The organism is Pusillimonas noertemannii, assembly GCF_003096595.1.
Taxonomy (GTDB): domain Bacteria; phylum Pseudomonadota; class Gammaproteobacteria; order Burkholderiales; family Burkholderiaceae_B; genus Pusillimonas; species Pusillimonas noertemannii.
Map to the genome: position 1 here is coordinate 396,522 of NZ_QEKO01000003.1, position 25,333 is coordinate 421,854.

The 25,333-nt window shown below is 60.8% G+C and carries 23 protein-coding genes, 1 tRNA gene and 1 pseudogene; 13 read left to right on the forward strand and 12 right to left on the reverse strand.

The genetic code is table 11. The features are described from left to right. Positions 1–15 precede the first annotated feature (15 nt). Together C7440_RS12895 and C7440_RS12900 are read left to right on the forward strand one after the other, a co-directional pair. Positions 16–1,596 carry a TerC family protein gene (locus tag C7440_RS12895; RefSeq protein WP_116518826.1) on the forward strand — a complete coding sequence of 527 codons (1,581 nt, stop codon included), beginning with the start codon at positions 16–18 and terminating at the stop codon, positions 1,594–1,596. Positions 1,597–1,695: 99 nt separating this feature from the next. Beyond that, positions 1,696–2,544 (forward strand): undecaprenyl-diphosphate phosphatase, encoded by an 849-nt coding sequence (locus tag C7440_RS12900; RefSeq protein WP_116518827.1) that lies wholly within the window; start codon positions 1,696–1,698, stop codon positions 2,542–2,544. Between the two features lie 82 nt (positions 2,545–2,626). On the opposite strand, the gene C7440_RS12905 is transcribed toward C7440_RS12900, so the two are convergent. The 3 genes from C7440_RS12905 to C7440_RS12915 form a co-directional block, all read right to left on the reverse strand. Continuing rightward, entirely contained in the window at positions 2,627–3,391 is a 765-nt protein-coding gene (locus tag C7440_RS12905) for a UDP-2,3-diacylglucosamine diphosphatase (RefSeq protein WP_116518828.1), read from the reverse strand. Then, positions 3,384–3,893, reverse strand: coding sequence for a peptidylprolyl isomerase (locus C7440_RS12910; protein WP_116518894.1), 510 nt, complete (start codon positions 3,891–3,893; stop codon positions 3,384–3,386). The genes C7440_RS12905 and C7440_RS12910 overlap by 8 nt, the downstream gene beginning before the upstream one ends. A 167-nt stretch (positions 3,894–4,060) precedes the next feature. Further along, a complete protein-coding gene (locus tag C7440_RS12915; RefSeq protein ID WP_017522779.1) occupies positions 4,061–4,798 on the reverse strand; it encodes a hypothetical protein in 738 nt (245 codons plus the stop codon). A gap of 224 nt (positions 4,799–5,022) precedes the next feature. On the opposite strand from C7440_RS12915, the gene cysS reads away from it, so the two are divergent. The 6 genes from cysS to C7440_RS12945 all read left to right on the forward strand — a co-directional run bounded on the left by cysS (position 5,023) and on the right by C7440_RS12945 (position 10,804). Beyond that, positions 5,023–6,474, forward strand: a complete 1,452-nt coding sequence (gene cysS / locus C7440_RS12920) for a cysteine--tRNA ligase (RefSeq protein ID WP_116518829.1) — start codon at positions 5,023–5,025, stop codon at positions 6,472–6,474. A gap of 8 nt (positions 6,475–6,482) precedes the next feature. Then, positions 6,483–7,121, forward strand: a complete 639-nt coding sequence (locus C7440_RS12925; protein ID WP_165832582.1) for a DNA-3-methyladenine glycosylase family protein — start codon at positions 6,483–6,485, stop codon at positions 7,119–7,121. A 50-nt stretch (positions 7,122–7,171) separates the two neighbouring features. Continuing rightward, complete coding sequence (locus C7440_RS12930) at positions 7,172–8,137, forward strand: acetyl-CoA carboxylase carboxyltransferase subunit alpha (protein ID WP_017522782.1); 966 nt, start codon at positions 7,172–7,174, stop codon at positions 8,135–8,137. Positions 8,138–8,210: 73 nt separating this feature from the next. After that, positions 8,211–9,173, forward strand: a complete 963-nt coding sequence (gene tilS / locus C7440_RS12935) for a tRNA lysidine(34) synthetase TilS (RefSeq protein WP_165832593.1) — start codon at positions 8,211–8,213, stop codon at positions 9,171–9,173. Positions 9,174–9,246: 73 nt separating this feature from the next. Next, positions 9,247–10,524, forward strand: coding sequence for an aspartate kinase (locus C7440_RS12940; protein WP_116518832.1), 1,278 nt, complete (start codon positions 9,247–9,249; stop codon positions 10,522–10,524). 187 nt (positions 10,525–10,711) lie between these two features. Further along, a tRNA-Ser gene (locus tag C7440_RS12945) sits at positions 10,712–10,804 on the forward strand. A 65-nt stretch (positions 10,805–10,869) separates the two neighbouring features. Here the strand turns inward: C7440_RS12945 and C7440_RS12950 are convergent. Next, positions 10,870–11,352: an RES family NAD+ phosphorylase gene (locus C7440_RS12950; RefSeq protein WP_306669721.1), complete on the reverse strand. Its 483-nt coding sequence runs from the start codon at positions 11,350–11,352 to the stop codon at positions 10,870–10,872. Beyond that, positions 11,334–11,804, reverse strand: a complete 471-nt coding sequence (gene parS, locus C7440_RS12955) for a type II RES/Xre toxin-antitoxin system antitoxin (RefSeq protein ID WP_243410906.1) — start codon at positions 11,802–11,804, stop codon at positions 11,334–11,336. The genes C7440_RS12950 and parS overlap by 19 nt, the downstream gene beginning before the upstream one ends. A gap of 118 nt (positions 11,805–11,922) precedes the next feature. Here parS and C7440_RS12960 point away from each other — a divergent pair, with 118 nt between their 5' ends. The 3 genes and pseudogenes from C7440_RS12960 to C7440_RS12970 all read left to right on the forward strand — a co-directional run bounded on the left by C7440_RS12960 (position 11,923) and on the right by C7440_RS12970 (position 13,493). Next, positions 11,923–12,594 (forward strand): hypothetical protein, encoded by a 672-nt coding sequence (locus C7440_RS12960; RefSeq protein ID WP_116518833.1) that lies wholly within the window; start codon positions 11,923–11,925, stop codon positions 12,592–12,594. Between the two features lie 220 nt (positions 12,595–12,814). After that, complete coding sequence (locus tag C7440_RS12965) at positions 12,815–13,072, forward strand: FitA-like ribbon-helix-helix domain-containing protein (protein ID WP_116518834.1); 258 nt, start codon at positions 12,815–12,817, stop codon at positions 13,070–13,072. Continuing rightward, positions 13,069–13,493 (forward strand): annotated as a pseudogene (locus C7440_RS12970) (PIN domain-containing protein). Before C7440_RS12965 ends, C7440_RS12970 begins: the two are co-directional and overlap by 4 nt. A 91-nt stretch (positions 13,494–13,584) precedes the next feature. On the opposite strand, the gene C7440_RS12975 reads toward C7440_RS12970, so the two are convergent. After that, the gene (locus tag C7440_RS12975) at positions 13,585–14,232 is read right to left on the reverse strand and encodes a VTT domain-containing protein (protein ID WP_116518835.1); all 648 of its coding nucleotides are present in this window, start codon (positions 14,230–14,232) and stop codon (positions 13,585–13,587) included. Between the two features lie 160 nt (positions 14,233–14,392). Then, the gene (locus C7440_RS12980) at positions 14,393–15,151 is read right to left on the reverse strand and encodes a class I SAM-dependent methyltransferase (RefSeq protein ID WP_116518836.1); all 759 of its coding nucleotides are present in this window, start codon (positions 15,149–15,151) and stop codon (positions 14,393–14,395) included. Positions 15,152–15,244: 93 nt separating this feature from the next. Here C7440_RS12980 and C7440_RS12985 point away from each other — a divergent pair, with 93 nt between their 5' ends. Next, positions 15,245–16,435: a succinylglutamate desuccinylase/aspartoacylase family protein gene (locus C7440_RS12985; protein WP_116518837.1), complete on the forward strand. Its 1,191-nt coding sequence runs from the start codon at positions 15,245–15,247 to the stop codon at positions 16,433–16,435. A 75-nt stretch (positions 16,436–16,510) separates the two neighbouring features. Here the strand turns inward: C7440_RS12985 and C7440_RS12990 are convergent, their stop codons facing one another. Then, positions 16,511–20,086, reverse strand: coding sequence for an autotransporter domain-containing protein (locus tag C7440_RS12990; RefSeq protein WP_165832583.1), 3,576 nt, complete (start codon positions 20,084–20,086; stop codon positions 16,511–16,513). Positions 20,087–20,714: 628 nt separating this feature from the next. On the opposite strand from C7440_RS12990, the gene ypfJ reads away from it, so the two are divergent. Then, on the forward strand, positions 20,715–21,566 hold the full coding sequence (ypfJ, locus tag C7440_RS12995; protein WP_116518839.1) for a KPN_02809 family neutral zinc metallopeptidase: 852 nt from the start codon (positions 20,715–20,717) through the stop codon (positions 21,564–21,566). A gap of 118 nt (positions 21,567–21,684) precedes the next feature. Here ypfJ and C7440_RS13000 read toward each other — a convergent pair whose 3' ends face one another. From C7440_RS13000 to C7440_RS13015, 4 genes are all read right to left on the reverse strand, one after another. After that, positions 21,685–22,407 carry a class II aldolase/adducin family protein gene (locus C7440_RS13000; RefSeq protein WP_116518840.1) on the reverse strand — a complete coding sequence of 241 codons (723 nt, stop codon included), beginning with the start codon at positions 22,405–22,407 and terminating at the stop codon, positions 21,685–21,687. Positions 22,408–22,442: 35 nt separating this feature from the next. Next, positions 22,443–23,372: an ABC transporter substrate-binding protein gene (locus tag C7440_RS13005; RefSeq protein WP_243410907.1), complete on the reverse strand. Its 930-nt coding sequence runs from the start codon at positions 23,370–23,372 to the stop codon at positions 22,443–22,445. A 24-nt stretch (positions 23,373–23,396) separates the two neighbouring features. Beyond that, positions 23,397–24,128 (reverse strand): maleate cis-trans isomerase family protein, encoded by a 732-nt coding sequence (locus C7440_RS13010; RefSeq protein WP_116518842.1) that lies wholly within the window; start codon positions 24,126–24,128, stop codon positions 23,397–23,399. Between the two features lie 93 nt (positions 24,129–24,221). Beyond that, positions 24,222–25,331, reverse strand: coding sequence for a C4-dicarboxylate TRAP transporter substrate-binding protein (locus C7440_RS13015; RefSeq protein ID WP_116518843.1), 1,110 nt, complete (start codon positions 25,329–25,331; stop codon positions 24,222–24,224). Positions 25,332–25,333: the final 2 nt, after the last annotated feature.

Genomic DNA, 25,333 nt, shown 5'->3' on the forward strand with positions numbered 1-25,333 from the left:
TAAAGGAGTCTGTTGATGGAGTGGATGCTCGACCCGTCGGCCTGGGTTGGCTTGCTGACGCTGGTCGTCCTCGAGATCGTCCTGGGCATCGACAATCTCATCTTCATCGCCATTCTGGTCGACAAGCTGCCGCCGAAGCTGCGCGACCGCGCACGCGTCATGGGCCTGTCGCTTGCGCTCGTCATGCGCCTGGGCCTGCTCACGGTGATGTCCTGGCTCATCAAGCTCACCGCGCCGCTGGTCTTTTTGGGCCCGCTGGAGTTTTCAGGCCGCGACCTCATCCTCATCATCGGCGGCTTCTTCCTGCTGTTCAAGGGCACGATCGAGCTGCACGATCGCATCGAGGGGCACAACGAGCACGGCACGGGCGAGCGGCTGCACGCCAGTTTCGGGCTCATCGTGACGCAGATCGTCGTTCTCGACGCGGTGTTTTCGCTTGATGCCGTCATTACCGCAGTGGGCATGGTCGACCATCTGCCGGTCATGATGATCGCCGTGGTGATAGCCATGGGGATCATGCTGTTCGCCTCCAAGCCGCTCACGGTTTTCGTCAATGCCCATCCTACGGTGGTGGTGCTCTGCCTGGGCTTTTTGCTGACGATCGGTTTTTCGCTCGTCGCCGAGGGCTTCGGCTTTGCGATCCCGAAAGGCTATCTGTATGCCGCCATCGGCTTTTCGGTGCTGATCGAATCGTTCAACCAGCTGGCCCGCCGCAACGTGCGGCGCCTGGAGTCGCGCCGGCCGATGCGTGAACGCACCGCCGAAGGCATTATGTACATGCTGGGCAAACGCCCGCTGGCCAGCGCCGAGCAGCCGGCCTACCAGGAAAACGTGCCCGGGCAGCAGGTGTTCGGCGACACGGAACGCAATATGGTCAGTGGCGTGCTGACACTGGCCGATCGCAGCATCCATTCCATCATGACGCCGCGCAACGACATTTCGTGGCTGAATCTCGACGACGACACCGAGACGCTGCGCCGGCAGCTCGATGGCTCGCCGCACAGCTTTTTTCCCGTGTGCCGGGGCGCGCTGGACGAGGTCGTGGGCATAGGACGGGCCAAAGAACTCATCGCCGATCTGATCACCCACGGCGCAATCCGCCTTTCCAGGCTGCGTGATCCCATCATCGTGCACGAGTCCATCGGCATCCTCAAGGTCATGGAGACGCTCAAGCGCGCCAGGGGGCAACTGGTGCTCGTTACCAACGAATTCGGCGCCATCGAAGGGGTGGTGACGCCCATCGATGTTTTCGAGGCGATTGCGGGCGAGTTCCCCGACGAAGACGAACAGCCCGACATCGTCCAGATAGACGATGACCACTGGCGGGTGGACGGCGCGGCCGATCTGCATCACCTTGAACAGGTCCTCAATGCCGATGGGCTGGTGGGCGACGACGAAGTCTATTCCACACTGGCCGGCTATCTGCTCGAGCGTTTCGGCCATCTTCCCGCCGCCGGCGACAGCTGCGTACTTCAGCAGCCGCATGCGTCGTTCCGCTTTACCGTAGAGCGTATCGACGGACGGCGCATCGCGGCCGTGGCCATCGAGCGTGTGCTTTATAGCCAGCCCGAAGATGGCGCCGATGACGCAAGCTAGGCCCGAGTGCCCGGCACAATTGTTTTGTCAGGCCGCCCGCCGGGGCGGCCGGGATGGCTCCGTACTTGTTTTTCGGAGCCTGTTTTCTAGCGAGAGGTTATGACGGAAAGTGCGTGGTTTTATCTGAAGGCCCTGGTTCTGGGTCTTGTCGAGGGTTTTACAGAGTTCATCCCGGTATCGAGCACGGCCCACCTGCTGATCCTGGGCGACTGGATCAATTTCTCTTCGGGCGACAACAAGGTCTTCGAGGTCGTCATCCAGTTCGGCTCCATATTGGCCGTGATGTGGATATTCAGGGGCCGGTTGTGGCAGCTGGCGCGCGGCGTACTGTCGGGCGAGCGTGAAGAATTGATGTTCGCCCGCAACCTGGCCATTGCCTTCCTGCCGGCCGCCGTGATTGGCGCCCTGGCCATCGGCTTCATCAAGTCGCTGTTCCACCATCCGGGCATCTTCGTGGCCACCCTGGTGGTGGGTGGCCTGATCATGCTGTGGGTGGAGCGCAAGCCGCACTTCGCCAAGCACGCGGATGATACGGTGGCCTCGCAGCATGCCACGGCATACAGCCTGGAGCAGATCACCTGGAAACAGGCGCTGGTGGTGGGTTTCGCCCAATGCGTGGCCATGGTGCCGGGTACGTCGCGCTCGGGGGCGACCATCATCGGGGGCATGTTGGCGGGCATACAACGCAAGACCGCCACCGAGTTCTCGTTCTTTCTCGCCATGCCCACCATGCTGGCCGCCACGGTGTACGACTTCTACAAGCACGGCGCCGTTTTGTCCGACCAGCAGTTGCTGGGCATTGTCATCGGCTTCGTGGCGGCCTTCGTCAGCGCCATGATCGTCGTGCGCGCGGTGCTCAATTTCGTTGCGCGGCATACCTATCGGCCGTTTGCCTGGTATCGCATAGGGCTGGGCGCGGTGGTTCTTGCGTGGTTGTACTTCCGATAGCCTGGTCGCGAGCGTCGCTTTCTTCGGCGGTATGGCGGAAAGGCGTCCTGCCGCGGGGCGCCGCCGCCAAACAGGCGGACGTCTAGGTGAAATGGCGCAGGTGTATGCCCTTGTCGTCGATGACCGCCCAGCCGCCGCGGCAGGCGCCGTGGTCGTAGTCCCAGTCGGGCAGCACCACCCGAAAGCGCGTCGCGCCCTCGACCTGTAAGGTATGCGTAGCGGGCCGGTGGGTGTGCCCATGAACCATGGCCACGGCGCCAGTGCGTTGAAACGCCTCATGTACCGCCTGGGGCGTTACATCCATGATCTCCGGAGCTTTTCCGGCATGCGAGGCCATGCTGCGGCGTCGCGCCCATTCGGCGATGCCCTGGCGCCGCGCCAGGCTCAGGCTCAGGAAAGCCCGCTGGATAACAGGGTTGTGGACAATGCGCTTGAAGCGCTGGTAGCCTACGTCGGCCGTGCAGTATTCATCCCCATGGCTGACCAGAACCAGGCCCTGCGCGGTTTGAAGGCAAACGGGCTCGTCAAGCAGCCTTGCCCCCAAATGGTCGCTCAGCGCGCGCCCGATCAGAAAGTCGCGATTGCCGCGGCCCAGCCATAACGGCAGTGCGGCGGCGGCCCGGGCCAGGGCGTCCAGGACTTCCCGCAGCCAGGCCGGGGGCGCGCGAAGCGCCAGGTCGTCGCCGATCCACGCATCGAAGATGTCGCCGCATAAAAACAAGGCATCCGCCTGGGCGCATGCCTGATCGAGAAACCGCAGGAAAGCGTCGCGGGTGCCGGGAGTGGCGGGGCCCAGATGCATGTCGGAGGCCAGCCACACCGTACCCGGCAGGGCTATGCTATTCAACGACGGTCGCTTTCTCGATGACGACGTCTTGCACCGGCACGTCTTGGTGGAAGCCCTTGGTTCCGGTTTTGACGCCCTTGATCTGCTCGACGACCTCGGTGCCCTCGACCACCTTGCCGAACACGGCATAGCCCCAGCCATTGGGCGTGGGCGAGGTGAAGTTGAGGAAGTCGTTGTCGGCCACGTTGATGAAGAACTGCGCGGTGGCCGAGTGCGGGTCGCTGGTGCGCGCCATGGCCAGGGTGTAGCGGTCGTTCTTGAGGCCGTTGTTGGCTTCGTTCTCGACGGGTTCGTGAGTGGACTTCTGCTTCATGCCCGCTTCGAAGCCGCCGCCCTGGATCATGAAGTTGTTGATGACGCGATGAAAGACCGTGCCGTCGTAGAAGCCTTCCTTCACATAGGTCAGGAAGTTGTCGACGGTTTTGGGCGCTTTTTCGGCATCGAGCTGGATGACCATGTCGCCCATGCTGGTCTGGAGTTTTACGCGTGGAGTGGTGCTCATGGATTGACCTTCTGTGGAAGTGGATGAGGCGGCCTGCGATGCCCCGACCGGACCGAAGGCCAGGGCGGCGGCAACAAAGAGGCTGGAAAGGCGCGCCGATGGGATCAGGACGCGGTGGATCATGGATTTGACTGGCATGGCATGAAAGGCAGTTGAGAGGCGCCGGCTTAGCGGCGCAGAATTTCGGCCGTTTGCTCTGCGGCTTGGCGGGCCCCGGGCGCGCCCGGGGCGTTTTCGAAAGAGCGGCGGGCCTGCATGAGCCGCACCCAGCCCATATTGGCCTGGGCTGCCGGGTAGGCGGGATTGGCGGCCAGCGCCATCTGCAGGGCGTCGTGGGCCATGTCGAGCTTGCCCAGCGATACGTATTCCACCGCCAGGTTGTTCCAGGGTTCGGGAAGTTCCGGAAACTGGGTGGTCATGTTAAGGTAGTGCCGGATGGCGTCGTTATGCCGCCCCAGACCCGACAGGGCGCGTCCGCGCAAAAACAGCAACTGCACGTCGTTGGCCATGGCCATCTCGGCTTCGCGCTGGGCAATGCGCCGGTCGATGACATCCAGCGCTTCGGCGTACTGGCCGCTGTCCATCATGGCCGAAATGCGGTCGGTAATTTGCGACGGCGTCATGGGTATCGATGTATCGACCCCCGGGCTCATGGCCTGAAGCAAACGGGCAAGGCCTTTCCAGCCGCCTTCGCGCGGCGGCGGGTCGTCGAATAGTTTTTCGCCCGGTGCCGCCGGAACGGCAACCACTACGGTGGGGCCCAGTTGCTGCGCAATATCTGCATTGCCGGTTTGCCCGGTGGCCGACAGCGAAGCGTCCAGGTTCACATGGGGCTCGACGCCGCTTGCAGCCCTTTGCGCATGGGCCGTGGCGGCTGCCGTCGTGCCGGCCAGCAGCAGTGCCATCGCCAGGAGTCTACAAATGTGTTGATGCACGGGCCGGTACCTATGGGTCAGTGGTGGGTCGGAAGCACAGCGTACGGGCAAGCGCGCACTTGCTATACTTATCGACCGCCATTTTAGCCTTGGTTGGGATTCGAACAAAACCCGGCCCCGCACCCATGGCCACGTCTGCGATACGATGGCTGGGCAAGGGCGCGCGCTTAACGGATTATTTCTTTTGACTGGGCATGCTGCACATTTATAACACTCTTTCCCGCGACAAACAGCCGTTCACGCCGGTGGAACCCGGCCGCGTCCGCATGTATGTCTGCGGCATGACCGTCTATGATTTCTGCCACTTGGGCCATGCGCGCATGCTGGTCAGCTTCGACGTGGTGCAGCGCTGGCTGCGGGCCACCGGCTACCAGGTGGATTACGTGCGCAACATCACCGACATCGACGACAAGATCATCCGCAAGGCGGTGCAGACGAGGCGTCGCATGCACGAAGTCACCCGCTTCTACATCGACGCCATGCACGCCGACGAGCTTGCTCTGGGCGTGGCAACCCCCGATTCCGAACCCCGCGCCACCCAGCACGTGGGCCAGATGCTCGACATCATCTCCAAGCTCGAAGACAAGGGCCTGGCCTATCGGTCCGACGATGGCGACGTCAATTACGCCGTGCGCCGTTTCCCGGGCTACGGCAAGCTGTCGGGCAAGTCTCTGGACGACCTGCGCGCCGGTGAACGAGTGGCCGTCGCCTCGGCCAAGCGCGACCCGCTCGATTTCGTGTTGTGGAAATCGGCCAAGCAAGACGAGCCGCCCGAGTCGAAATGGGAGTCCCCCTACGGGCTGGGCCGTCCGGGCTGGCATATCGAATGCTCCGCCATGAGCAAGGCCCTGCTGGGCTTGCCGCTCGACATCCATGGCGGCGGCCCCGACCTGAAGTTTCCCCACCACGAGAACGAGATCGCCCAGACCGAAGGCGCCTTTGGCGGCGTGCTGGCCAATGTATGGATGCACTGCGGTCCGCTCATGGTCGACGCAGACAAAATGTCCAAATCGCTGGGCAATTTCCGCACCATACGCGAAACCGTGGCCTTGCCCGGTTCGTTGTCGGACGACGCGGCTTCATACCAGGCCAATCCGCGCGAAGCCGAGATGCTGCGCTTCTTCATCGTGCGCAATCACTATCGCAGCGTGCAGAACTACACGCCGGACAACCTGCGCGATGCCCAGCACGCGCTCGACCGCCTATACCAGGCGCTGCACAATGTGCCGGCCGATCGCAGCGCGCTCCTTGACTGGAACCATCCTTCCGCCCAGGCGTTCCGCAGCGCCATGGACGATGACTTCAACACTTCGGGCGCGGTGGCGGTGTTGTTCGAGCTGGCCTCCGAGGCCAATCGTACGCGCTCCGGCCAGGCATCCGCGCTGTTGCGCCTGCTGGGCGGCGTGCTGGGCCTGTTGCAGGCCGAGCCCGAACACTATCTGCAGTCGCCCAGCCGTTACCTGGGTGCTGTCGCCGAAGGCCACGAACTCACGTCCGATGCCATCCAGGCCCTGATCGACGAGCGGGCCGCCGCCAAGCATGCACGCGACTTCGCCCGGGCCGACCGCATACGCGAGCAATTGCGCGAATCGGGCATCGAGCTCGAAGACAAGGCCGGCGGCGCGACCCAATGGCGCCGGACATAGGGGCAGGCATGGCGGACGTTTCTACAATCGAAGACAAACCGCATTTCTGGGACGAGGCATCGGCCCAGCTCATGCGGCGCGATCGCATCCTGAAAAAGGTCATTCCCCAGCATCGCTCCGAGTGGCTGGTCGCCTCGTCGACTCCCTTCATGACGCTGGCCCGTGCCATTGTGGGCCAGCAGGTGTCCACCAAGGCGGCCGACGCCACCTGGGTGCGCTTCACCGAGCGTTGCGGACGCCGCCCGGCGCCGGCCAAGGTGGCCGCCATTTCATTAGACGAACTGCGCGAACTTGGGTTGTCGAGGCGCAAGTGCGAGTACATAGTCGACCTTGCCACGCACTTCGCCGAGAAAAAGCTGCGCCCAGCCGCCTGGGCGAGCATGGACGACGAGGCCGTGATCGCCGATCTTTGCGCCATACGGGGCATAGGGCGATGGACAGCCGAGATGTTCCTCATCTTCAGCCTGCAGCGTCCCGACGTGCTGCCTCTTGACGACGTCGGCCTGCTCAAGGCAATTTCGCTACACTATTTCAGTGGCGAGCCCGTTTCCCGCTTCGAGGCGCGCGAGGTTGCGCAGGCCTGGGCGCCGTGGCGCACCGTTGCCACCTGGTACCTGTGGCGCAGCCTAAGCGTAGCTCCAAAATAACCGCAACCTGAACCGACCTTGCGTCTTTTCCCACCGGACAACAAGCTCTTATGCGTAATACCTTCCTAGAATTCGAACAGCCGCTGGCCGAACTCGAAAACAAGATCGAGCAGCTGCGCTTCGTGCAGGCAGACTCGGCCGTGGACATCTCGGACGAGGTCGCGCGCCTGCAGCAAAAAAGCCAGACGCTCGCGAAGAATATTTACGCCAAGCTCACGCCGTGGCAAACGGCCCTGGTGGCGCGCCATCCGCAACGGCCCTACACCCTCGACTACGTGCGCGAGATCTTCACCGATTTCCACGAGCTGCACGGCGACCGCATGTATGCCGACGACCTGTCCATCGTCGGCGGGCTGGCCCGCTTCCAGGGCACCCCCTGCATGGTGATAGGCCACCAGAAGGGGCGCGACACCAAAGAGCGCGCCATGCGCAATTTCGGCATGCCGCGGCCCGAGGGCTATCGCAAGGCCTTGCGCCTTATGCGTCTGGCCGAGAAGTTCAGCCTGCCGGTGTTCACCTTTGTCGACACGCCCGGCGCCTACCCCGGCATCGGCGCTGAAGAGCGCGGCCAGTCCGAGGCCATCGGCCACAACCTGTACGCCATGGCCGAGCTCAAGGTGCCCATCATCTCCACCATCATCGGCGAGGGCGGCTCGGGCGGCGCGCTGGCCATCGCGGTGGGCGACGTGGTGATGATGCTGCAGTATTCCACCTATGCGGTCATTTCCCCCGAAGGCTGCGCCTCCATCCTGTGGCGCAGCGCCGACAAGGCCTCGGTGGCGGCCGAAGCCCTGGCCATCACCGCACCCAGGCTCAAAGAGTTGGGCCTGGTCGACCGTGTCGTCAGCGAGCCCGTGGGCGGCGCGCATCGTGATCCGGTCGTCATGGCCAGGCAGCTCGGCCGCGCCTTGTCCGATGCCTTGCGCCAGGTATCGGGCTTGACCCCTCAGCAGCTCATCGACCAGCGCCTTGAGCGGCTCATGACCTATGGCCGCTACCAAGAGGCCCGTGCCTGACTCCACTTCGTCCGGGAAAAAATCCGGCAAGCCCGCCGGCTTGCCATTCGGCTCGCCGGCCCTGCTGTCGGCCATAGACCGGGCCCTTGCATCGCTGGACCCGACGCCGCGGGCGGTGGGCGTCGCGGTCAGCGGCGGGGCCGACTCGGCCATGCTTGCCGTGCACGCGGCGGAGGTCGCCAGGCAGCGCGGCATCGCCCTGCATTTTCTTCATGTCCATCACGGCCTGCAGCTGATTGCCGACGACTGGCGCGGGCAGGTGCACGACCTGGCCCAACTGCTGGCCGTGCCGTGCCATAGCATGCGCGTTCAGGTTGATCCCGCCGGCGACGGCATCGAATCGGCCGCGCGCACGGCTCGCTACCGTGCCTTGGCGGCCCTGGCCGAGCGGGCGGGCGTCGGCCATGTATTGCTGGCCCACCATCAGGACGACCAGGCCGAGACCGTGCTGCTGCGCCTGTTGCGCGGTGCGGGACCCCAGGGGCTTGGCGCCATGGCGCCGCAAATGCATAGGGACGGCCTCGTCTACCTGCGGCCCTGGCTGGACGTAAGCCGGGCCAGCATCTTGCGGCTGGCCGACGAATTTCGCCGCGTGGCGGGCTGGAAGCCTGTGCACGACCCTACCAATGCCGAAGACCGCTACACCCGTTCGGCGGTGCGCGAGCGCCTGACCCCCCAGCTGGACGACCGCTGGCCCGGCTGGCAGGCCACGCTTGCGCGCCATGCGCGCCAAAGCCGTGAAGCTTCGCAGGTACTGCAAGAAGTGGCGACGCAAGACCTGGCCGGACTGGAGCCCTCGCAGGACGGCCGCAGTTTCTCGCTGGCCCGCTGGCGCGAGCTTTCTCAGGCGCGCCAGGCGCTTGTCCTGAGGCACTGGCTGGCCGCCCAGGGGCTGCGCATGCCTACCGACGCCCGCCTTGCCGAACTGATGCGCCAGATGCGCGGCCTGCATGCGCTGGGGCACGACCGCCAGATGCAGGTCAAGCATGGCGATGCGCTGATTCGCTGCGTCCGGGGCCGCGTGCTGGTAGAATAACTGGTTTGCTTTGCGGCAACTTGCAAAGTATTTCCATTGATTCAATCAGGGCAAAAAGGCAGGACAGAAGATCATGTCCCTTATCGTTCATAAATACGGCGGCACCTCGATGGGCTCCATCGAACGCATCCAGAATGTCGCCCGGCGGGTGGCCAAATGGCATGCCGCCGGTCATCAGGTGGTGGTCGTTCCGTCGGCGATGTCGGGCGAAACCAATCGTCTTCTGGGCTTGGCCAAAGAGCTTAGCCCCAACCCCGACGGACGCGAGCTCGACATGCTTGCCGCCACCGGCGAACAGGCAAGCAGCGCCTTGCTGGCCATGGCGCTTCAGGCGCAGGGCGTGTCGGCGCGCAGCTATACCGGCTGGCAGGTGCCCGTGCGCACCGATTCAGCCTACACCAAGGCCCGCATCCGTTCCATCGAAGACGCCCGTATCCGCGCCGATCTCGACGCCGGGCGCGTCGTCATCGTCACGGGCTTCCAGGGCATAGACGAGCAGGGCCACATCACCACGCTGGGCCGCGGCGGTTCAGACACCTCGGCGGTGGCCGTGGCGGCGGCCCTCAAGGCCCAAGAGTGCCTGATCTTCACCGATGTCGACGGCGTCTACACCACCGACCCGCGCGTCGTACCCGAGGCCCGCCGCATGCGCGTCATGTCCTTCGAAGAAATGCTCGAGATGGCTTCCCTGGGCTCCAAGGTGCTGCAAATACGCGCCGTCGAGTTCGCGGGCAAGTACCGGGTGCCGGTGCGCGTGCTGTCGTCGCTTACCGACCCATTGATTCCGCTCGACGAAGAAATGACGTCGGGCACTTTAATTACTTTCGAGGAAGACCAAAAAATGGAATCCGCTGTTGTTTCGGGCATTGCTTTCAGCCGTGACGAGGCCAAGATGACATTGCTGGCTGTTCCGGACACGCCGGGCGTGGCCTATTCCATCCTCGGCCCGGTTGCCGCTGCCAACATCGACATCGACATGATCGTGCAGAACCAGTCTGTGCGCGGCACCACCGACTTCTCGTTCACCGTCAACCGCAACGATCACCATCGCACCCTCGAGCTGCTCAAGAACCAGGTCGCGCCGTCGGTGGGCGCACAAGAGGTCGTGGCCGACGGCGAGGTCTGCAAGGTGTCCATCGTCGGCATCGGCATGCGCAGCCACGTGGGTGTCGCCAGCCTGATGTTCCGTACCCTCAGCGAAGAGGGCATCAACATCCAGATGATCAGCACCAGCGAGATCAAGACCTCCGTCGTCATCAACGACAAGTACATGGAACTTGCCGTGCGTGCCCTGCACAAGGCCTTCGGCCTTGACCAGGAAGCCTCGGCCATAGACGAAGCTTCGGCCTGATCTCCATGGGCGGGCCCGGCGCAGAAGACCTCGTTCGTGCGGTTTTTGGTTCTGGGCTTCGCACGTTTTTCGGGCCCAGCTTCGCGCGGTTTTCGGGCGCTGCCCGATGCGCAGGCGATCAGCGCCAAGCCCCGCGCCTGAAGGCTTTTTGCCCCATATCTTGTGCTAGAATAGCGGACTTGTATCCGGAGACGTGGCCGAGAGGTTGAAGGTACTCCCCTGCTAAGGGAGCATGCGGCTTATACCCGCATCGAGGGTTCGAATCCCTCCGTCTCCGCCAGTTAACCCCTTGGTTTCCAAGGGGTTTCTTTTTTTAAGGCACCGTACCGAGGCCGAGGTGCTGGTCTAGCGCTTGAGAAACATACGTTGGTCGTACATGAAGTCGAATTGCGCGTCGATGGTTACCTTCGCGATGGCCGGATGGGCGGGATTGATGACAATGTTGCGCTCGAGCGGCAATACGGCCGACGGCACAATAAGCCCCAGGTGCTGCGCGCTACGCAGCCACTTCGTTCCATAGGCCATGCTGGCGCGATCGGGCGGAATCACTGCCCAATCTTCGGGCAGCGTGCGCGGATTCGGCTCGAGATACAAGTTCGCGTCGTCGGGCAATATGAAGCGTGTGATCTTCAGGGGAAGAGCAGGGTAGCGGTTCGTATGCACGAATGTTTCCAGGCTGCAGATGCCTGGTGAAAGCCCCATATAGACGGCGGGCACGTCCACGTCATTCCAGCGGCCGCCATCGAGCGCCGCCCCTTTGCCTGTCAAATCTCGCGCTCTTTTGGCCTTGGTGATTCTCCAGGCGATCATTAAACGACGCCGCCCCATTCCAAGGCATTCAGGATTCGGCGCACCTGGCGGGCGCCGATCGACGTCTCGCAGTGCATGACGGGCGCGTTTCCATTCAGAGCCGGGTTAGGCGTTGCCATCCATTCCGAGGCTGCAGCGGCATCTTCGAAGACCTCTTCGGCCATTAAGGCGATGGCGGCGATCCGGTCCAGCCGCTCCGAGGCGACCGCGTCCAGCGGCTTGGCATCTTTGCGCCGCCGCTCGAATGTGGCCACAGACAGGTTCAACAGCGTCCCGATGTTTTGCGAGGTCAGCCGGAACGTCTGCTTGGCCGCATTGGCCATCTCGAAGTTAAAGCCTGCCTTGATGCTTTGGATGCGGTCTGACTCGCTCATCGTCCCCAGCTTGTGCGCCATCTTCCAAAAGGCGTGGGCAGGCGGTCGGCCGGGCTGCTTGGGTGATGACCTGCTTTGGTCGGAGAGGGTGGACATAATGGCCTCGTTGAATCGTCAATTGATGGTTTTTATTTTATCAAAAGACGAATATAGTGGCAATGTATCGAAGAAGGGGTGTCCGCCTCATACTGACCCTTTCACTGAAGGAGCCTTCATGAAAAACAGACGGCTGGAGCGGTTTCGCCGCATGGCGCAGCAATATCATCGGAACAAGCGTGGCGACCAATTCGACGATGGGGTCCTTGTGCGTCATGTCTACGATGGAATCGATCCGGACGCCTTGTCATGGTGGGACGATCTGGCCTTCATCCAGGGCGATCGGCGCGTGAATGTGGCTTGGCAACATCCACGTCATGTCTTTCAAGAGTCTATCGTTGCCGCCGCGCTCGAGGCGACCGAACCTTTTCGTAAAGAAGAAGAGGGAGGCCTTTTTGGGAGCTCAAGCAAGATATACAAAAAAGTGGGGCGCAGCCGCAAGAAGGTTCGCTACTACACCCATGAGCCTTCACCCGATAGGCAAGTCTGGCTTGAAGCGGTCAGGCGCGAAGAGGCACGCTTGAGCCAGGAAGCCGAGTTTGCGGTGCAGCCTTCGATCAAGGTCGAATGGTTGAATTGGTGCCGGTTTGTGAGCATCGTGGCACCCGTCGAAGTGCGTAATGTGCCAGAACTGAAGAAGCTGGCCGCTCTGGTTCGCCTTCTTCTCAAGGGGGAAACCACATTGAAGCATGAGTTCCCAGGTTACTGTTACGGGCGAAAGCAATGGAAGGATGAAGGCCTGGCGGATCAGGCCGTAAGAACTGTCTCGCATCGCGTCTTGATGAATTGATCCGGTATCCGGCGGTGTTGCTGGTGAACGCCATGTCGCCGCATGCTCTGTGTCATCGTCATTGCCTGAGCATGCCGTAGCCGGCCTGTAGCGTCGCCCGGGTACCGATGCGTTGGAGCAATCAATAATCAGGAACAGCGATAGTGGCTCAGATCCTTGTCATTTGATATCAATAAATATAAAACGATATCAATGAGATCTGATTGATAAGGAGGCTGTCATGGCGAACGTCACCGTCAGAAATCTACCGGATGAGGTGCATCGCGCGCTGCGTGTGCGGGCAGCCCATCATGGCCGCAGCACCGAGGCCGAAATCCGAGACATTCTGGAAAACGCAGTCCGCCCACCCCAGCGCGTCAGACTCGGTTCGCTGCTTGCGTCCATAGCCCGCGAGGCAGGCGGGTTGAGCGAGGCCGAGGCTGAGCGCCTTAACCAACTGCGTGACAAGACGCCCGCCGAGCCGCTGAGGTTCGAATGATCGTTCTCGATACCAACGTCATTTCCGAGTTGTGGAAGGTCGAGCCGAATCCCAACGTGCTGACGTGGATCGACGCTCAGGCCATTGAAACACTCTATCTGTCCGCTGCCACCGTGGCCGAGCTGCGCTACGGTCTTGCGACGATGCCCAAGGGCAAGCGCCGCACGATCTACCAAGAGCGCATGGAGAAAGAGGTTTTGCCGGCCTTTGCGGGCCGTGTGCTGGCCTTCGATCTGGACACGTCCAGGACCTATGCTGACTTGATGGCGCTGGCGAGGACCAAGGCAAAGCTATCGGCCAGGCGGATGGCTACATTGCGGCCACGGCCGCTGCACACGGCCTGATCGTTGCGACCCGTGACACAAGTCCCTTTGAAGCCGGAGGACTTGAGGCCATCAATCCGTGGCTGGAATCGCCATAATCGCCAAAGATGCCGACGCGGCTGCCTTGATTCCGATACAAGGTGGGGGGATATTGATCGTATTGTCCAGGACCGTTCCTTAGCTTCGTATTCAGTTTTCTTGCCTTGCTGTTCTGGCGGGCTTTCTGATCTTGCCTGCGACGGTCGGCAGCACGGACAGGAATATGATGCCCAGCAACACGGCATTGAGATTGTCGCCAATGAAGGGAACGTTGCCGAGCAGATAGCCGGCGCCGATCAGGCCGACCACCCATAGCAGGCCGCCAATAATGTTGTATTTCAGGAAAGTGCGGTATTGCATGCGTCCCAGCGCAGCGCAGAACGGGGCCAGCGTACGCACGATCGGCACAAAGCGGGCCAATACGACCGCCTTGCCCCCATGACGCTCGAAAAAAGCGTGTGTCCGGGCAATGTGCTCGGGCTTCAAGAAACGCAGTCGGTGCGCATCGACGGTACGTCTGCGTACTGCAGTTCCCAATGCATAGTTCAAGGCGTCTCCGGCGATCGCCGCAATGACTAGTACAGGAATCAGAATGGGCAGATGCATCACGTGTTGAGCCGCAAGCGTCCCTGCAATGAACAACAGCGAGTCGCCCGGAAGGAAGGGAGCAACGACGATTCCGGTTTCTATGAAAATAACGGCGAAAAGCACGGCATAGGCCAGAACAGCATGGTTGTCGGCCAATATTTTCAGGTATGTGTCGAGATGAAGAACCCAGTCGATAAGAACGTTGAGCATAAGATTGTTTATCAGGAATGATACGAACGGCGTCGCACGAGTCCTCCGGAGCTGTACTCACGCCGAACGGTGAAAGTTCCCGAACGCTACTTTATCCGGGAGGAGCCGAGCATTTCTCTGGAGTATGTCATAGTCGGCCGCAACATGGCCGTTGCGACAGTCATAGCCTTCCAATCCGCATGTTGATAGGCCAGACGATGGCGCGCTGAATGTTTTCATCACCCCACGCCGATGAAATGTCGTTGGCAAAGCCAAGAAGCAATTCTTCACGCCCGGCTTCCTTGGCGCTGCGAACCGCTGACCAGGTAAGCAGGTAGCCCAAGAACTGGCTCAGGCGCCAATGGACCCTGATTTCAAAAGGGGGCGCTGCCAGTTCCTCAAATGGAAAGTCGATGGTTGCATAGCCGGTGTCGACGAGCTTTCGCTCCGCAGGCCAATAGGGACCAATCTCATTCCAGTAGAACCTCTGGAATCGTTCGTTCAGGGCGGATTCCAGATTGAGGACGCCGTAGCTGACCAGCGCCAGAACACCGTCTGGCGCGGCGGCTCGTCTTGCCTCTTGGTAAAAGCTGGGCAGATTGAACCAATGCGCTGCCTGCGCGGCGGTGATCAGGCTTGCGGAACCGTCGGACAGCGGCAATTGTTCGGCCGGTGCGCATTGATAGGTGATGCGCTTGCCGGGAATGGCATTCGCAATCTGGTCGGCGCTGGGGTCCAGTCCGACCACTGCATCGAAATGGGAAGCCAGAAGCTGCGTCAGTTGTCCGTTGCCGCATCCGACATCGACCGCCATGCGATTGTCCGGGGCGACCGAAGCGAGAAAAGCGGCGAGTTCTGGCGGATATTCGGGGCGGAAGCGTGCATACGCTCGGCCGCCTTGCTCGAACCAGTTCCGGATCGGATCAGCGTTGCTTGGCATTGGTGTGGCCTTTTGTTACACAAAACTATTAGCACTAATGTAAATTGCCCTAATCCACGCTTAACGGCGTTTCCCGTCGACAAAGGACCCATCATGCCGGATAACACCCTTGAACGTATCGATCGACGCGACTTCATGATCGCCTCCATCGCAACGGTAGGCGCATCGGCGGCTTTTGTTGCCGGCGCCGCCAATGCGAAGGAGACCTCGGCGGCATCCATCGGCCCAAGCCCGGGAACAGTCTATACCGGTGAAATTCAGGGAAAGAAAATCGTCAGTGCGCTCGACGTGAACGACCTTGAACCAGGCAAGAAGCATCTTTTGTATTTTCAGGGTGTGCAGACGCCCACTGGACATCATTGGCATGTATCGGTGACTGTCGCCAAGGGCGCGAAGCCGGGCAAGCGCCTTGTGCTGACAAGCGGGGTCCATGGCGACGAGATGAGTTCGATACATACGGTCCAGACCGTAATGAACCAGCTCGATCCGGCGCAGATGTCGGGCACGGTAATGGCGGTCACCGACGTGTCCCGCCCGGCCCTCGAAACCATGCAACGGCGGTGGCCGGTTCAGGGCCAAGGCCTCGATCTGATCAACATGAATCGGGAATGGCCCGGAAACGAGAATGGCCCGACCGCGCCGAGCCGCCATGCCGGCTTGTTGTTCAACCGGCTGCTGCGGCCGAATGCCGACGCCGCGATCGATTTCCACACCGGCACAACCGGATTCGAACTCAGCGCATTCAACATCGGCGAGATCGACAGGCCCGACGTCAAGGCGATGCTGGATCTCTACCCCGTCGGCCAGATATTCAACATGCCGAAAGCCGCGTATCCCACGGTCTTGCACAATGCGTTCATCGACGTGGGAGTCCCTGCCTTCACACCAGAGATCGGCGCGGCGCGCATCCTGAACCCCGAGATGATCGAACGGTTCGTTGAAGGAACGATGAACGTCATCAAGCATCTCGGCATCGTCGCCGGACCGCTGGGCCGCACCGGCAAAGACATGACGGTTTTTATCGGCAACAGCGGATTCCCCGTTCTGGCCAGAGCGGGCGGGATCGTCGAAAATCTGGTCAAGCTCGGCGACAAGGTCGAAGCCGGACAGAAGGTGGCCATTCAGCGCAACAACTTCGGCGAGGTGGTTGCAGAATATACAAGCGAGGTAGCTGGCGAGGTGCTGGGCCTGCGCACCGATGCTCTAGCCGAACCCGGCAACCCCTTGCTGTTGGTCCTGTTCAACAGAGCCACGCCAGGCAGCGTCGAGTTCGATCCCTATTAAACCGGCGAGGTTGGGCGATGCCTTGGTTCGCTATCATTGCGCAGGGCTGCCGTATGGCAGGCCCTGCGCTGGTCTTTAGAAAAGGGTGCGCAGCACAGCCCTGGCGGTGTGCGACGAACCCTGGTTCGCCAAAGAACCCGAATAGCCTATGCCAAACTGGGTGGCGGGCGAAAGCCGCCAGTCGAGGTTGAGGTCAAGCAGGGCGGCGTCTTTGGCCAACGGCGCACCCTGTATGGCATAAGCGGCTCCTCCTTGGGCAAACGCCAGCGTCGATTCGACGTCGCGCTTGCTGAGGGCATGCTGCCATCCCAGCTTGGCGCTGACGACGACAGGCTTGGCCTGGCCCAGCACAAAGCTGCCTTTCACGCCCAGAGTCGACCAGGCATAGTTGCGCGAGCGGCGTTCGCCACGCAAGGCCAGGCTGCCCCCGCTCTCGTCGAAGGCATCGTTCTTGAGCCACAGCGCGTTCACACCGACAAAAGGCTCGACGACCTGGCCGGCCGCCAAGTGCAAGGGGTAGCCCACTTCGCCAAACAGTGTCGTGGCCTTGCCACCGTACTTGGCCGAGAGGTGATCCGACAGGCTGCTCACAGCCACATTGCGCGAGGTCTTGAAATCCAGGTCGCTGTAGCCGGCGCCGGCGCGCAAAGCCAAGGCCCCTACGCGGGCACCGGCATAGATCGACGCTGAAAGCGCCTTGATGTCGGCATTGGAGTTGCGTTCCCGCACGCTGACGTCCGATGTGGCGTAGCTGGCCGCCACCCCGACGCGCAGGGGGCCCAGGTCGGTATCCACGCCCAAGCTCAAGCCGCCTGCATCGCGCACGCTGACCTTGGCGCTGTTATCGTTGCCGCGCAGGTCGGCCAGTGCGCCATTGGCCTGCACCCAAAGCTGGGTGCCTTCGGCATGGACGTCCAGGCGATCCAGGGCGGTGCGCCGCAGTGTTTCGCTTTGCTGCGCCGCGGCGCTGAGCGTCGACGCGTGCACTTCGCCGGACAAGGCGTCAAAGGCCTGGCGGGCCCCCTCTGCAGTGCTTGTTACCAGGGCCTGGTACACCGGGCTGCCCACGGCAAAGGCGCTGTTGATCGCTTCGGCCGTCGCGCGCTGATTGGGTGTCTCGGCCATCTGCGAGAAGGCCACGTCATTGCGGGTCAAGGCCAGGGTAACTGTATTGGGGGCATATGCCAGGCTGGGGCTCAGGAAGGCAAAGTTGCTGGTGGCGTTCTCGAAGCGCCCCGACACCCCGCCGCCCGCATCCAGTATCAGGTAGCTGGTATAGGGTTTGTAGTCGCCCGCTTCGGCCAGTACCTGAACCGTGCCGCCGTTCAACAGGGCCCGGCCCGTAGCCAGGATCTTGTCGCTGTTGCCGGCGGCATCCACCTCGATGGCGTAAACCGATCCGGCATCGAATTGCACGTCGTGGTTCACGCGCAAGGTACCGATGGAGTTGCCCGGAGCCACAGTGCCGCCCTGGCGCGCAATGATGGAGCCAGCCATGCCGCTGCCGCCCAGGGTAGCCGAATTCTGCACGAAGACGGCGCCCGGCAGCCGGCCGTTGAGCGTCAGCCGGCCGCCATGGACGTTGACCTGGCCGCTGAAGGTGCTGACGCCCGTCAGATTGAGCGTCGCGGGGCCATTCTTGTTGAAAGTGCCTGCGCCCGAGAGGCTGCCGCCGAAGCTGCTGTCATTGTTCTGGTTGACCGTCAGGTTTCCCGTTTCCCCCAAAGCCAGTTCGCCGCCGCCGCCGCTCAGGCCGGCGACCGTCTGGGTCTTGCCGCTGAGATCGAAGACTCCGCCTTCGATCAATAGGTCCGTGCGCGGATCCAATTGCGCCGCCAGGCTGATGGCGCCTCCCTGCACGACGGTGGACCCTTGATAATGGTAATCGCCGGATAGCTTCAGCACGCCGTTGCCTCGCTTGACGATGCCTCCGCTACCGGACAGGGCGCCGGTATAGTCGTAATCGCCGACCTGATCGAAAACCAGCGTGCCATTGTTGACGGCATTGCCCGTCAGGCTGCCGTTGCTTGCATCATTGCCCACCTGCAGCAGGCCGTCGGCCTCGATCTGTACGGTGCCGCCCAGCGCGCCTGTCAGCAGCACCGTGCCCGCCTGAATGGCGGTGTTGCCGCTGAAGCCGCTGCTGTCGCCCTGCAAGGTGGTGTTGCCGGCCAGGAACTCGATGCTGCCCGTGCCGGAAATGCCCGGCGCAAAGACATAGTCGCTATTGCTATGGTTGAACACCAGCCTGGCGTCGCCCGCCCCCATGGCCACGCCATTGCCTGCTTGAACGCTGCCCGCCGCGGCGGCGGCCTCGCCGGCCTGAGCGCCGATGACGAGTGTGCCTTGGCTGCCCGCGTCGGCGGCGATCTTCAGCTGATTGGCCACTGACAGGGCTGAGCCTTCTCGCACGATGACTGCGCCTTGGCCTTGATGGCCGATGCGCATGCCGTTCGTCTCCAGTTGCCCTCCGGCCGTGACTGATAGCAAAGCGTTATCCACATTGAGGTCGGCGGCGCCGAGTTTGCCGGTCAGCCCCAATGCTCCGCCATGCAGATTGACGGTACCTGTGAAACCGCTGCTGTCGCCTGCCAGTACCGTTGTCCCTGCAAGGACATCCACTGTGCCATGGCCCGAAATGCCGGGGGCCAGCGTGTAATCGGTAGCCGTGTGGTTGAGTACCAGCTTGCCGGTGCCGTCTCCGAAGACAATGCCTCTGGTCGTGATGATATTGCCCGCGCCTGTGGCGGCCTGGTCGGCCGCGGCGCCGATGTTGAGGGTGCCTGTCGAGCCCGCGGCGTAGGCGATGCGAACGCCGCCGGCCGCTTCGTCGCGCAAAGTGGCGCCGTTGGACACGGTGGCCGTTCCCGTGCCGTAATAACCCACCATCGTGTAGTTGTTGGAACGCGCCACGGTGCCGGCGCCATCCAGGGTCAGCGTGCCTATTCCCGTGTTGTTAACGCCAAGAATCGTAGTGCTGGCATCGGCCGATCCGCCCTCGCTGAGGGCCAGCGTACCCTCGCCGGAGTAGCCTATCGCCATGTAGTCGGTGTTCGTCGTTCCCAGGCTGGAAACCTGGCTGCCGGCGCCCTTGATTTCGACATGGCCGACCCCTGTGGCGTTCCATCCTATCCTGAGCGCCCCTTGCTCAATCGTCACGACGGCGCCGTCGGCCACCTCCAGCGTACCCATGCCGGACTGGCCCACTGTTACATGGTTGCTTGTCACCTGCCAGGATGTCCCTTCGCCTTCCACCGTGGCTTGGCCGATGGCCCTTCCACTGAGGCCGATGGAAGTCGAGCCAGTCGTTGCAGCGGCGCCGTCGGACAGCAGGAAAGTGCCTTCGCCCGAACTGCCTATGTTTAGCCCATGGCTGCTGAAGGAACTGCTGTGGCCAGTGACATTGAGTGTGCCATGGCTGTTGTCGCTGATGTCGTCGCCGAATGTGCCTAGCGTCACGTTCGCATTGGCAATCGCAGAACCGCCGTTGACGATATTGAGCGTCCCGGCACCGTAATGTCCTACCGTCAGATGCGACGCGATTAGCTCTGCAGTGTTTCCGTCTACCGTCACCACCCCGGTTTCTTGCGTGATATTGGGTACGCTGCTGTTATTCGTGCCGTTACCAATGGTGAGGCTGTCTGTTGTCAATTTCCCGCCATCCTGGACTCTCAGGGACGAGCCGCCCACACTGCCGACGAATATGCCGTTGGCCTCTGCGCCTGGCATAGAGATGATGGGTTGAGTTGAGGGGGAGGGGGTGTTGATCAATACATATGTAGGTGAGCCCAAGGTAGGCAGAATACCGTCGGACCAGTTGGACGTGTCGTCCCAGGCACTGCTGGTGGTCCCCTCCCATATAGCCGTCGTAATGGGCACAGCCCAAGAGGTCGAGTGCAGGGCCATGGCCAGTAATGAGTATTGCAACCCTTTTTTTGAGTATTGGATGCTTCGCGTTTTGCTTCGGATGATTCGTTTGCCTTTTTTCATGCGTGCCCCTTAGTGTCAGCATAATCTTCGTGTTGGCGTAATTTTTGGTGCCGATTGCATAGCGGACCCGTGGAATCGGCGAAAAATTTTACAGTTCGAAGTTACATAAAGATATAAAAATGTTAGAAAATGATGGAAATTCCTTATCCAGTTTTGGCCAGTGGGTGCACCTTTTGGTGCGCGCTTAGCATGGCTTGGCCAGGCGGCCATTGGGAAACGATGACGGCCAAGGCTTAAGCGATAATTGAGCAATGGCGGCAGGTCGCCGCGGCAAGGAAAGGACGCCATCATGCGATTAGGTAATTCACGCCAAAGCAGCAATGTGGAAGATCGCCGTGGCCAGCGCATGCGCTTGGGCGGGCGCGGCGGCAAGATCGGCCTGGGCACCATCGTGCTTGCGCTGGTGGCCATGTACTTCGGCATAGACCCCAGCGTGGTCCTGCAAAACGCCACAGAGCCGGTTGAAACGCAAACCACCGTGTCCGTGCCGGCTGACACCCCCGAGATCCAGTTCGTTTCCAGAGTGCTGGCCGATACCGAAGACGTCTGGGGCGCGGTGTTCAGGCAGCAGGGGGCGGGAGCCTATCAGGAACCCAAGCTGGTCCTGTTCACCGGCGCTACTCCGACAGCCTGCGGTACGGGGCAGTCGGCCATGGGCCCTTTTTATTGTCCGGGCGACAGCAAGGTGTACCTGGACCTGAGCTTCTTCCAGGAAATGGCGCAACAGCTGGATTCACCCGGCGACTTTGCCCAGGCTTATGTCATTGCGCATGAGGTCGCCCATCATGTGCAGCATTTGCTGGGTGTTACCGACCAGGTCGACGAGGCCCGGCGCGGTGCCGGCGCCGCGGCCGCCAACCAGTTGTCGGTTCGGGTGGAGCTGCAGGCCGACTGCCTGGCCGGCGTCTGGGCGAATCACTCCAACACCCAGCGCGGCACGCTCGAGCCGGGCGACATCGAAGAGGGCCTGAACGCGGCCAGCGCCATCGGCGACGACACGCTGCAAAAGCGTGCGCAAGGCTATGTCGTGCCCGATTCGTTCACGCACGGAACCTCGGCCCAGCGGGTGCGCTGGTTCAAGCGCGGTTTCGAAAGCGGCGATCCGGGGCAGTGCAATACGTTCAACGCTCAAGCGCTCTAAGGCTGAAGTCTTGTCTCGAGGGTGCCTGGAAGCGTGCAAGTTCATCAAGCTTGCTTGAATCGGCCAAGTTCCGCGTTGCAAAGCTCGCTCGGCTCGATTCCAGCGGGGCGCGAATGCACTATGTGGTGGGTAAATTCAGTGCGGACGCCTTGGCGCGTCGCACCCATAGTTGCCACGGGCGGTCCAGGTGATCGTTCATCGCCTCAGTCGTGCCATCGCACTCGCCATCAGACAGGAATATGGGTTCCCCCAATGCGAGGGATTGAGCCTGAAGTCGGGCGTTTACTTCGGTGTATATAGCTCGATACACAGCTTGCTTGATGGATTCGCCCACCGCCACGCTTCCATGCCCCCGCATAAGGGCGACATTCTTGCTTCCTAGCGTATTGGCCAGGGCTTTGCCCAGCTTCTGGCTGGTGACAAGAAGACTTGAGCTTTCACCGATGAAATCCCGGATTTCATAGATCGGAGTTTTATTGCCCAAGAAACCGCTCATGTGGCACACAGGCCGCAGGCGGGTACCCGTCACTCCAAAGGGAATGACGGTGGGGGAATGGCTATGTACCACGCAATGTACATCGGGCCTTGCTTTATAGATCTCGCTGTGTATGAAGCGTTCAACATAAGTTCGCCGGTTCCGCTCGTCGTGCACAAGGCCGTCGAGGTCGACCTCAAGAATATCGTCTTCGGAGACCGTAGCCGGGGCGATCGAGCGAGCGATATAGAAGCGCCCAGGGTTTGATGGATTTCTTACACTGACGTGTCCGAAACCATCGAGGACGCCTTCGTTGAACAAAATGTGATTGGCCAGGACGAGGTCCGTTAGTACTTCAGTCTGCATGCTTTACCCCTTGGGTCAGGATGTTAAGGCGGAGGTCATTTCAATGGACGCTCGGCGACACCCGCTCGTCGCTGAGCCTCGGCCAAATATGAAGCCTCGACATATTTCTCTGGTTGGGAGTCTTTGGAAACCTGGACATTTCGATCTCTTCGCATCATTTCCAGAGCGGTTTCGATAGATTGGCGCTCAAGCCTCAAGTCGGAAGGCAGTGCTTCGCCGGAAACATGGTCCTGCCATGCACGCTCGAGATATCGACGATCGATCTTCATGTGTTTTTCGGCAATGGCAATTGACGCGTCGCGATTCTCAAACAGCCATTGGGATGCCTGGATGGAGCCTTGCAGAAATCGTATGAGCGTTTCGCTATTGGCTTGCGCCCATGACGAACGCACGTTTACGGAATTGAACTGAAAGTAGGGAATCCACTGGGACACCGGTCCGAGGTTGTTGAAACCAGCGTCTTCCGCCATATAGTTGTGCGGATCGGTTTGCATTGCGGCGTCGATTTTCCGTTCGAGAAGACGTTCGTGTCGGGGCGGAACCACACCGGCTTCGACGATCTTGTAGTCTTCAGGGTAGCGAAGACCTTCTCGTTCGAGAATGTCGATGAATAAAGAAGAGGTTCCTCCGCTCAGAGCAGACACACCCATTGTTTTGCCGCGTAAATCCTTCAGCGTTTTTATTTCGGGCTGAGTAATCAGAGAATGAGTGAGGCGGTTGACGTTTCCCCCCACCATCCGTAATTCTCCGCCTGCTTCGACGTCATGAATGACGTGCTCAGGTGAGCCAATTCCGATGTCGACCTGTGCCGCCTTGAGCGCCTTGGTAAGGGGGTCTATTCCGCCAGAAATGGTGAACTGGACGTCGAGTCCCAATTCCCGATACCACCCGTTTTCGTGTGCCGCCCAATAAGGCACATAAAAGAAAGCGGGAACAACAATGCCTACATGCAAAGCTGTATTCATGCTTTTGATCCTCTGGAAAGAAAATTAGAGTACGAGTAAACGGCCGAAACCGAATATAGGGTCGGAGATTCCGATAGTCCGTAAGCAGTGCCACATGGCAGCGGTATTGCTGGTAATGACGGGGCGCCCCAGCGCGCCTTCCAGCGTGTGAATGGCTTCTGCGGTTCGGACTGCCGTGCAACTCATCAAATACGCATCGGCATCGGCGGATTGATTGTCGAGTGCAAGTGAGATCCACTGATCGGGTGTAATTGCCATCATTTCTGTTACCGTCGCGCACGGTATGCAGGCACTTCGAACGATTTCGAAGCCCGTTGAGCTGAGAAAGCTTTCTTCCTTGGCATTGATATGCTCTGGATACGGCGACAGCATGACGATTTTTCGCGCGGTCAGCGCCCGCAAAGCCGCGACAATTGCCTGTGAAGTGGCTAATGCAAGTACGTCGCTTGTATCCGAAATGCGCTGGATAATCGAGGCCTCCAGGTCCTTGCTGTAGGTTGAGACGGCCGTGCAGTGAAACAAGACCATCGTCGGATCCACATCTGCAAGCAAGGTCGTCGCCGATTCGACGTCACGTGCCATTTCCAGCAATTCTTTTTCCGAAGTGCCGGTCAGTCCGAGACGCGTTACATGGATAGAGACGCCAGATGGCAGCATTGCGGCAAACTGGGCCTCGGCTGCGCGATTTCCAGAAGGAAGTATCACGCCGATCCGGGCACGGGTTCCGTAATTAATGGCGGCGTTATATGTGCTCATCAAAGGTTGTTCCTACCGGGGTTGATGACAGCGGGGCCACGCGGCGGCGAGAAGTACCCGCCGGCCGCGGTTTGCGCGCCAGGCGCAAAGGCTTCAGTCTTGTATCTTGGAATAAATTTCGCGGTTGAGCAGGGCGGCGAAGGCGTCGGGGTTGCCTTCAGCCTCGGCAGCCAGTTTGTTCCATTTCTCCAATGTCGCTATGTGATCCCTAACGATGCGCTCGGCATCGGCCGAGCCTCCTTGAGAAATGATGTCTTGGGCAACTGCCTTCGGCTCTTTTTGACGAAAGGCGGACATGATTTCTTCAAACCTGGCATCTGGCTTCCAGAAGTTGATACCTTTCTGAACGGCGGCTTCACGCGCTTTATCTTCGTCCGCCGCATAAGCACTGTTCAGCTTGGCGAGATGCTTCGGAATCAGCTGCATCAATGTTTTTCGGTCTTCGGGACTGAGTTTTGCAAGGGAGGCTTTGTTGAATACGAACTGCCCGATGGCGTGATAGCTGCCAAACGGTTCGTCAATGACACCTTTAACCATATTGATCAGACCCAGGGTGTTCAGCCATGACAGCGTGCCCACCGCGCAATCGATTACCCCTTGCTGCATGGCGGCGGGAATCTCGCTTGCTGGCAATGAAACTGCGGTGGCCCCTAGCTCGCTGATCATGCGCATCGCGAAGCCTCCGGTCACCCGAACTTTTTTGCCCTGTAGATCGTCCACGCTCGAGATGGGTTGGCGGCACATCATATGCCAGGGCGAGGCGCCAATACCACCTAGCCAGACGGCTTTGTAATTGGCCAGGTCTTCTTTGCATTCGGCGCAGTTGAACATGATTGTTTCATTCGTCGCGCCGGTTGCTGCCCAAAAATTCGATGCAAAGGGCAAGAGCTCGGGCAGCATGGCCACATGCGGTATTTCGCTGGCATTGAGAGTCGGAATAATGAAGCCCGCGTCTACCACACCATCGCGAATGCCGGAAAGGGTGGCTTGTCCGCCCAGCATTTGCCCTCCAACAAATACCTGGCCTTTGACGCGACCGTCGGTCGCGGTTTTCAGTTCGGCGAAAAACTCTTGAATGCCCTTTGATTCAAGTGCCAGAGGAGGCATGAAGGTGTTGTAGCGAAGTGTTTGCGCCGTGCCTACCATGGGCAGGCATATGGCGGCCGCAGTTGCGGCGATCTTTACTATTTTCTTGAGTTTCATTG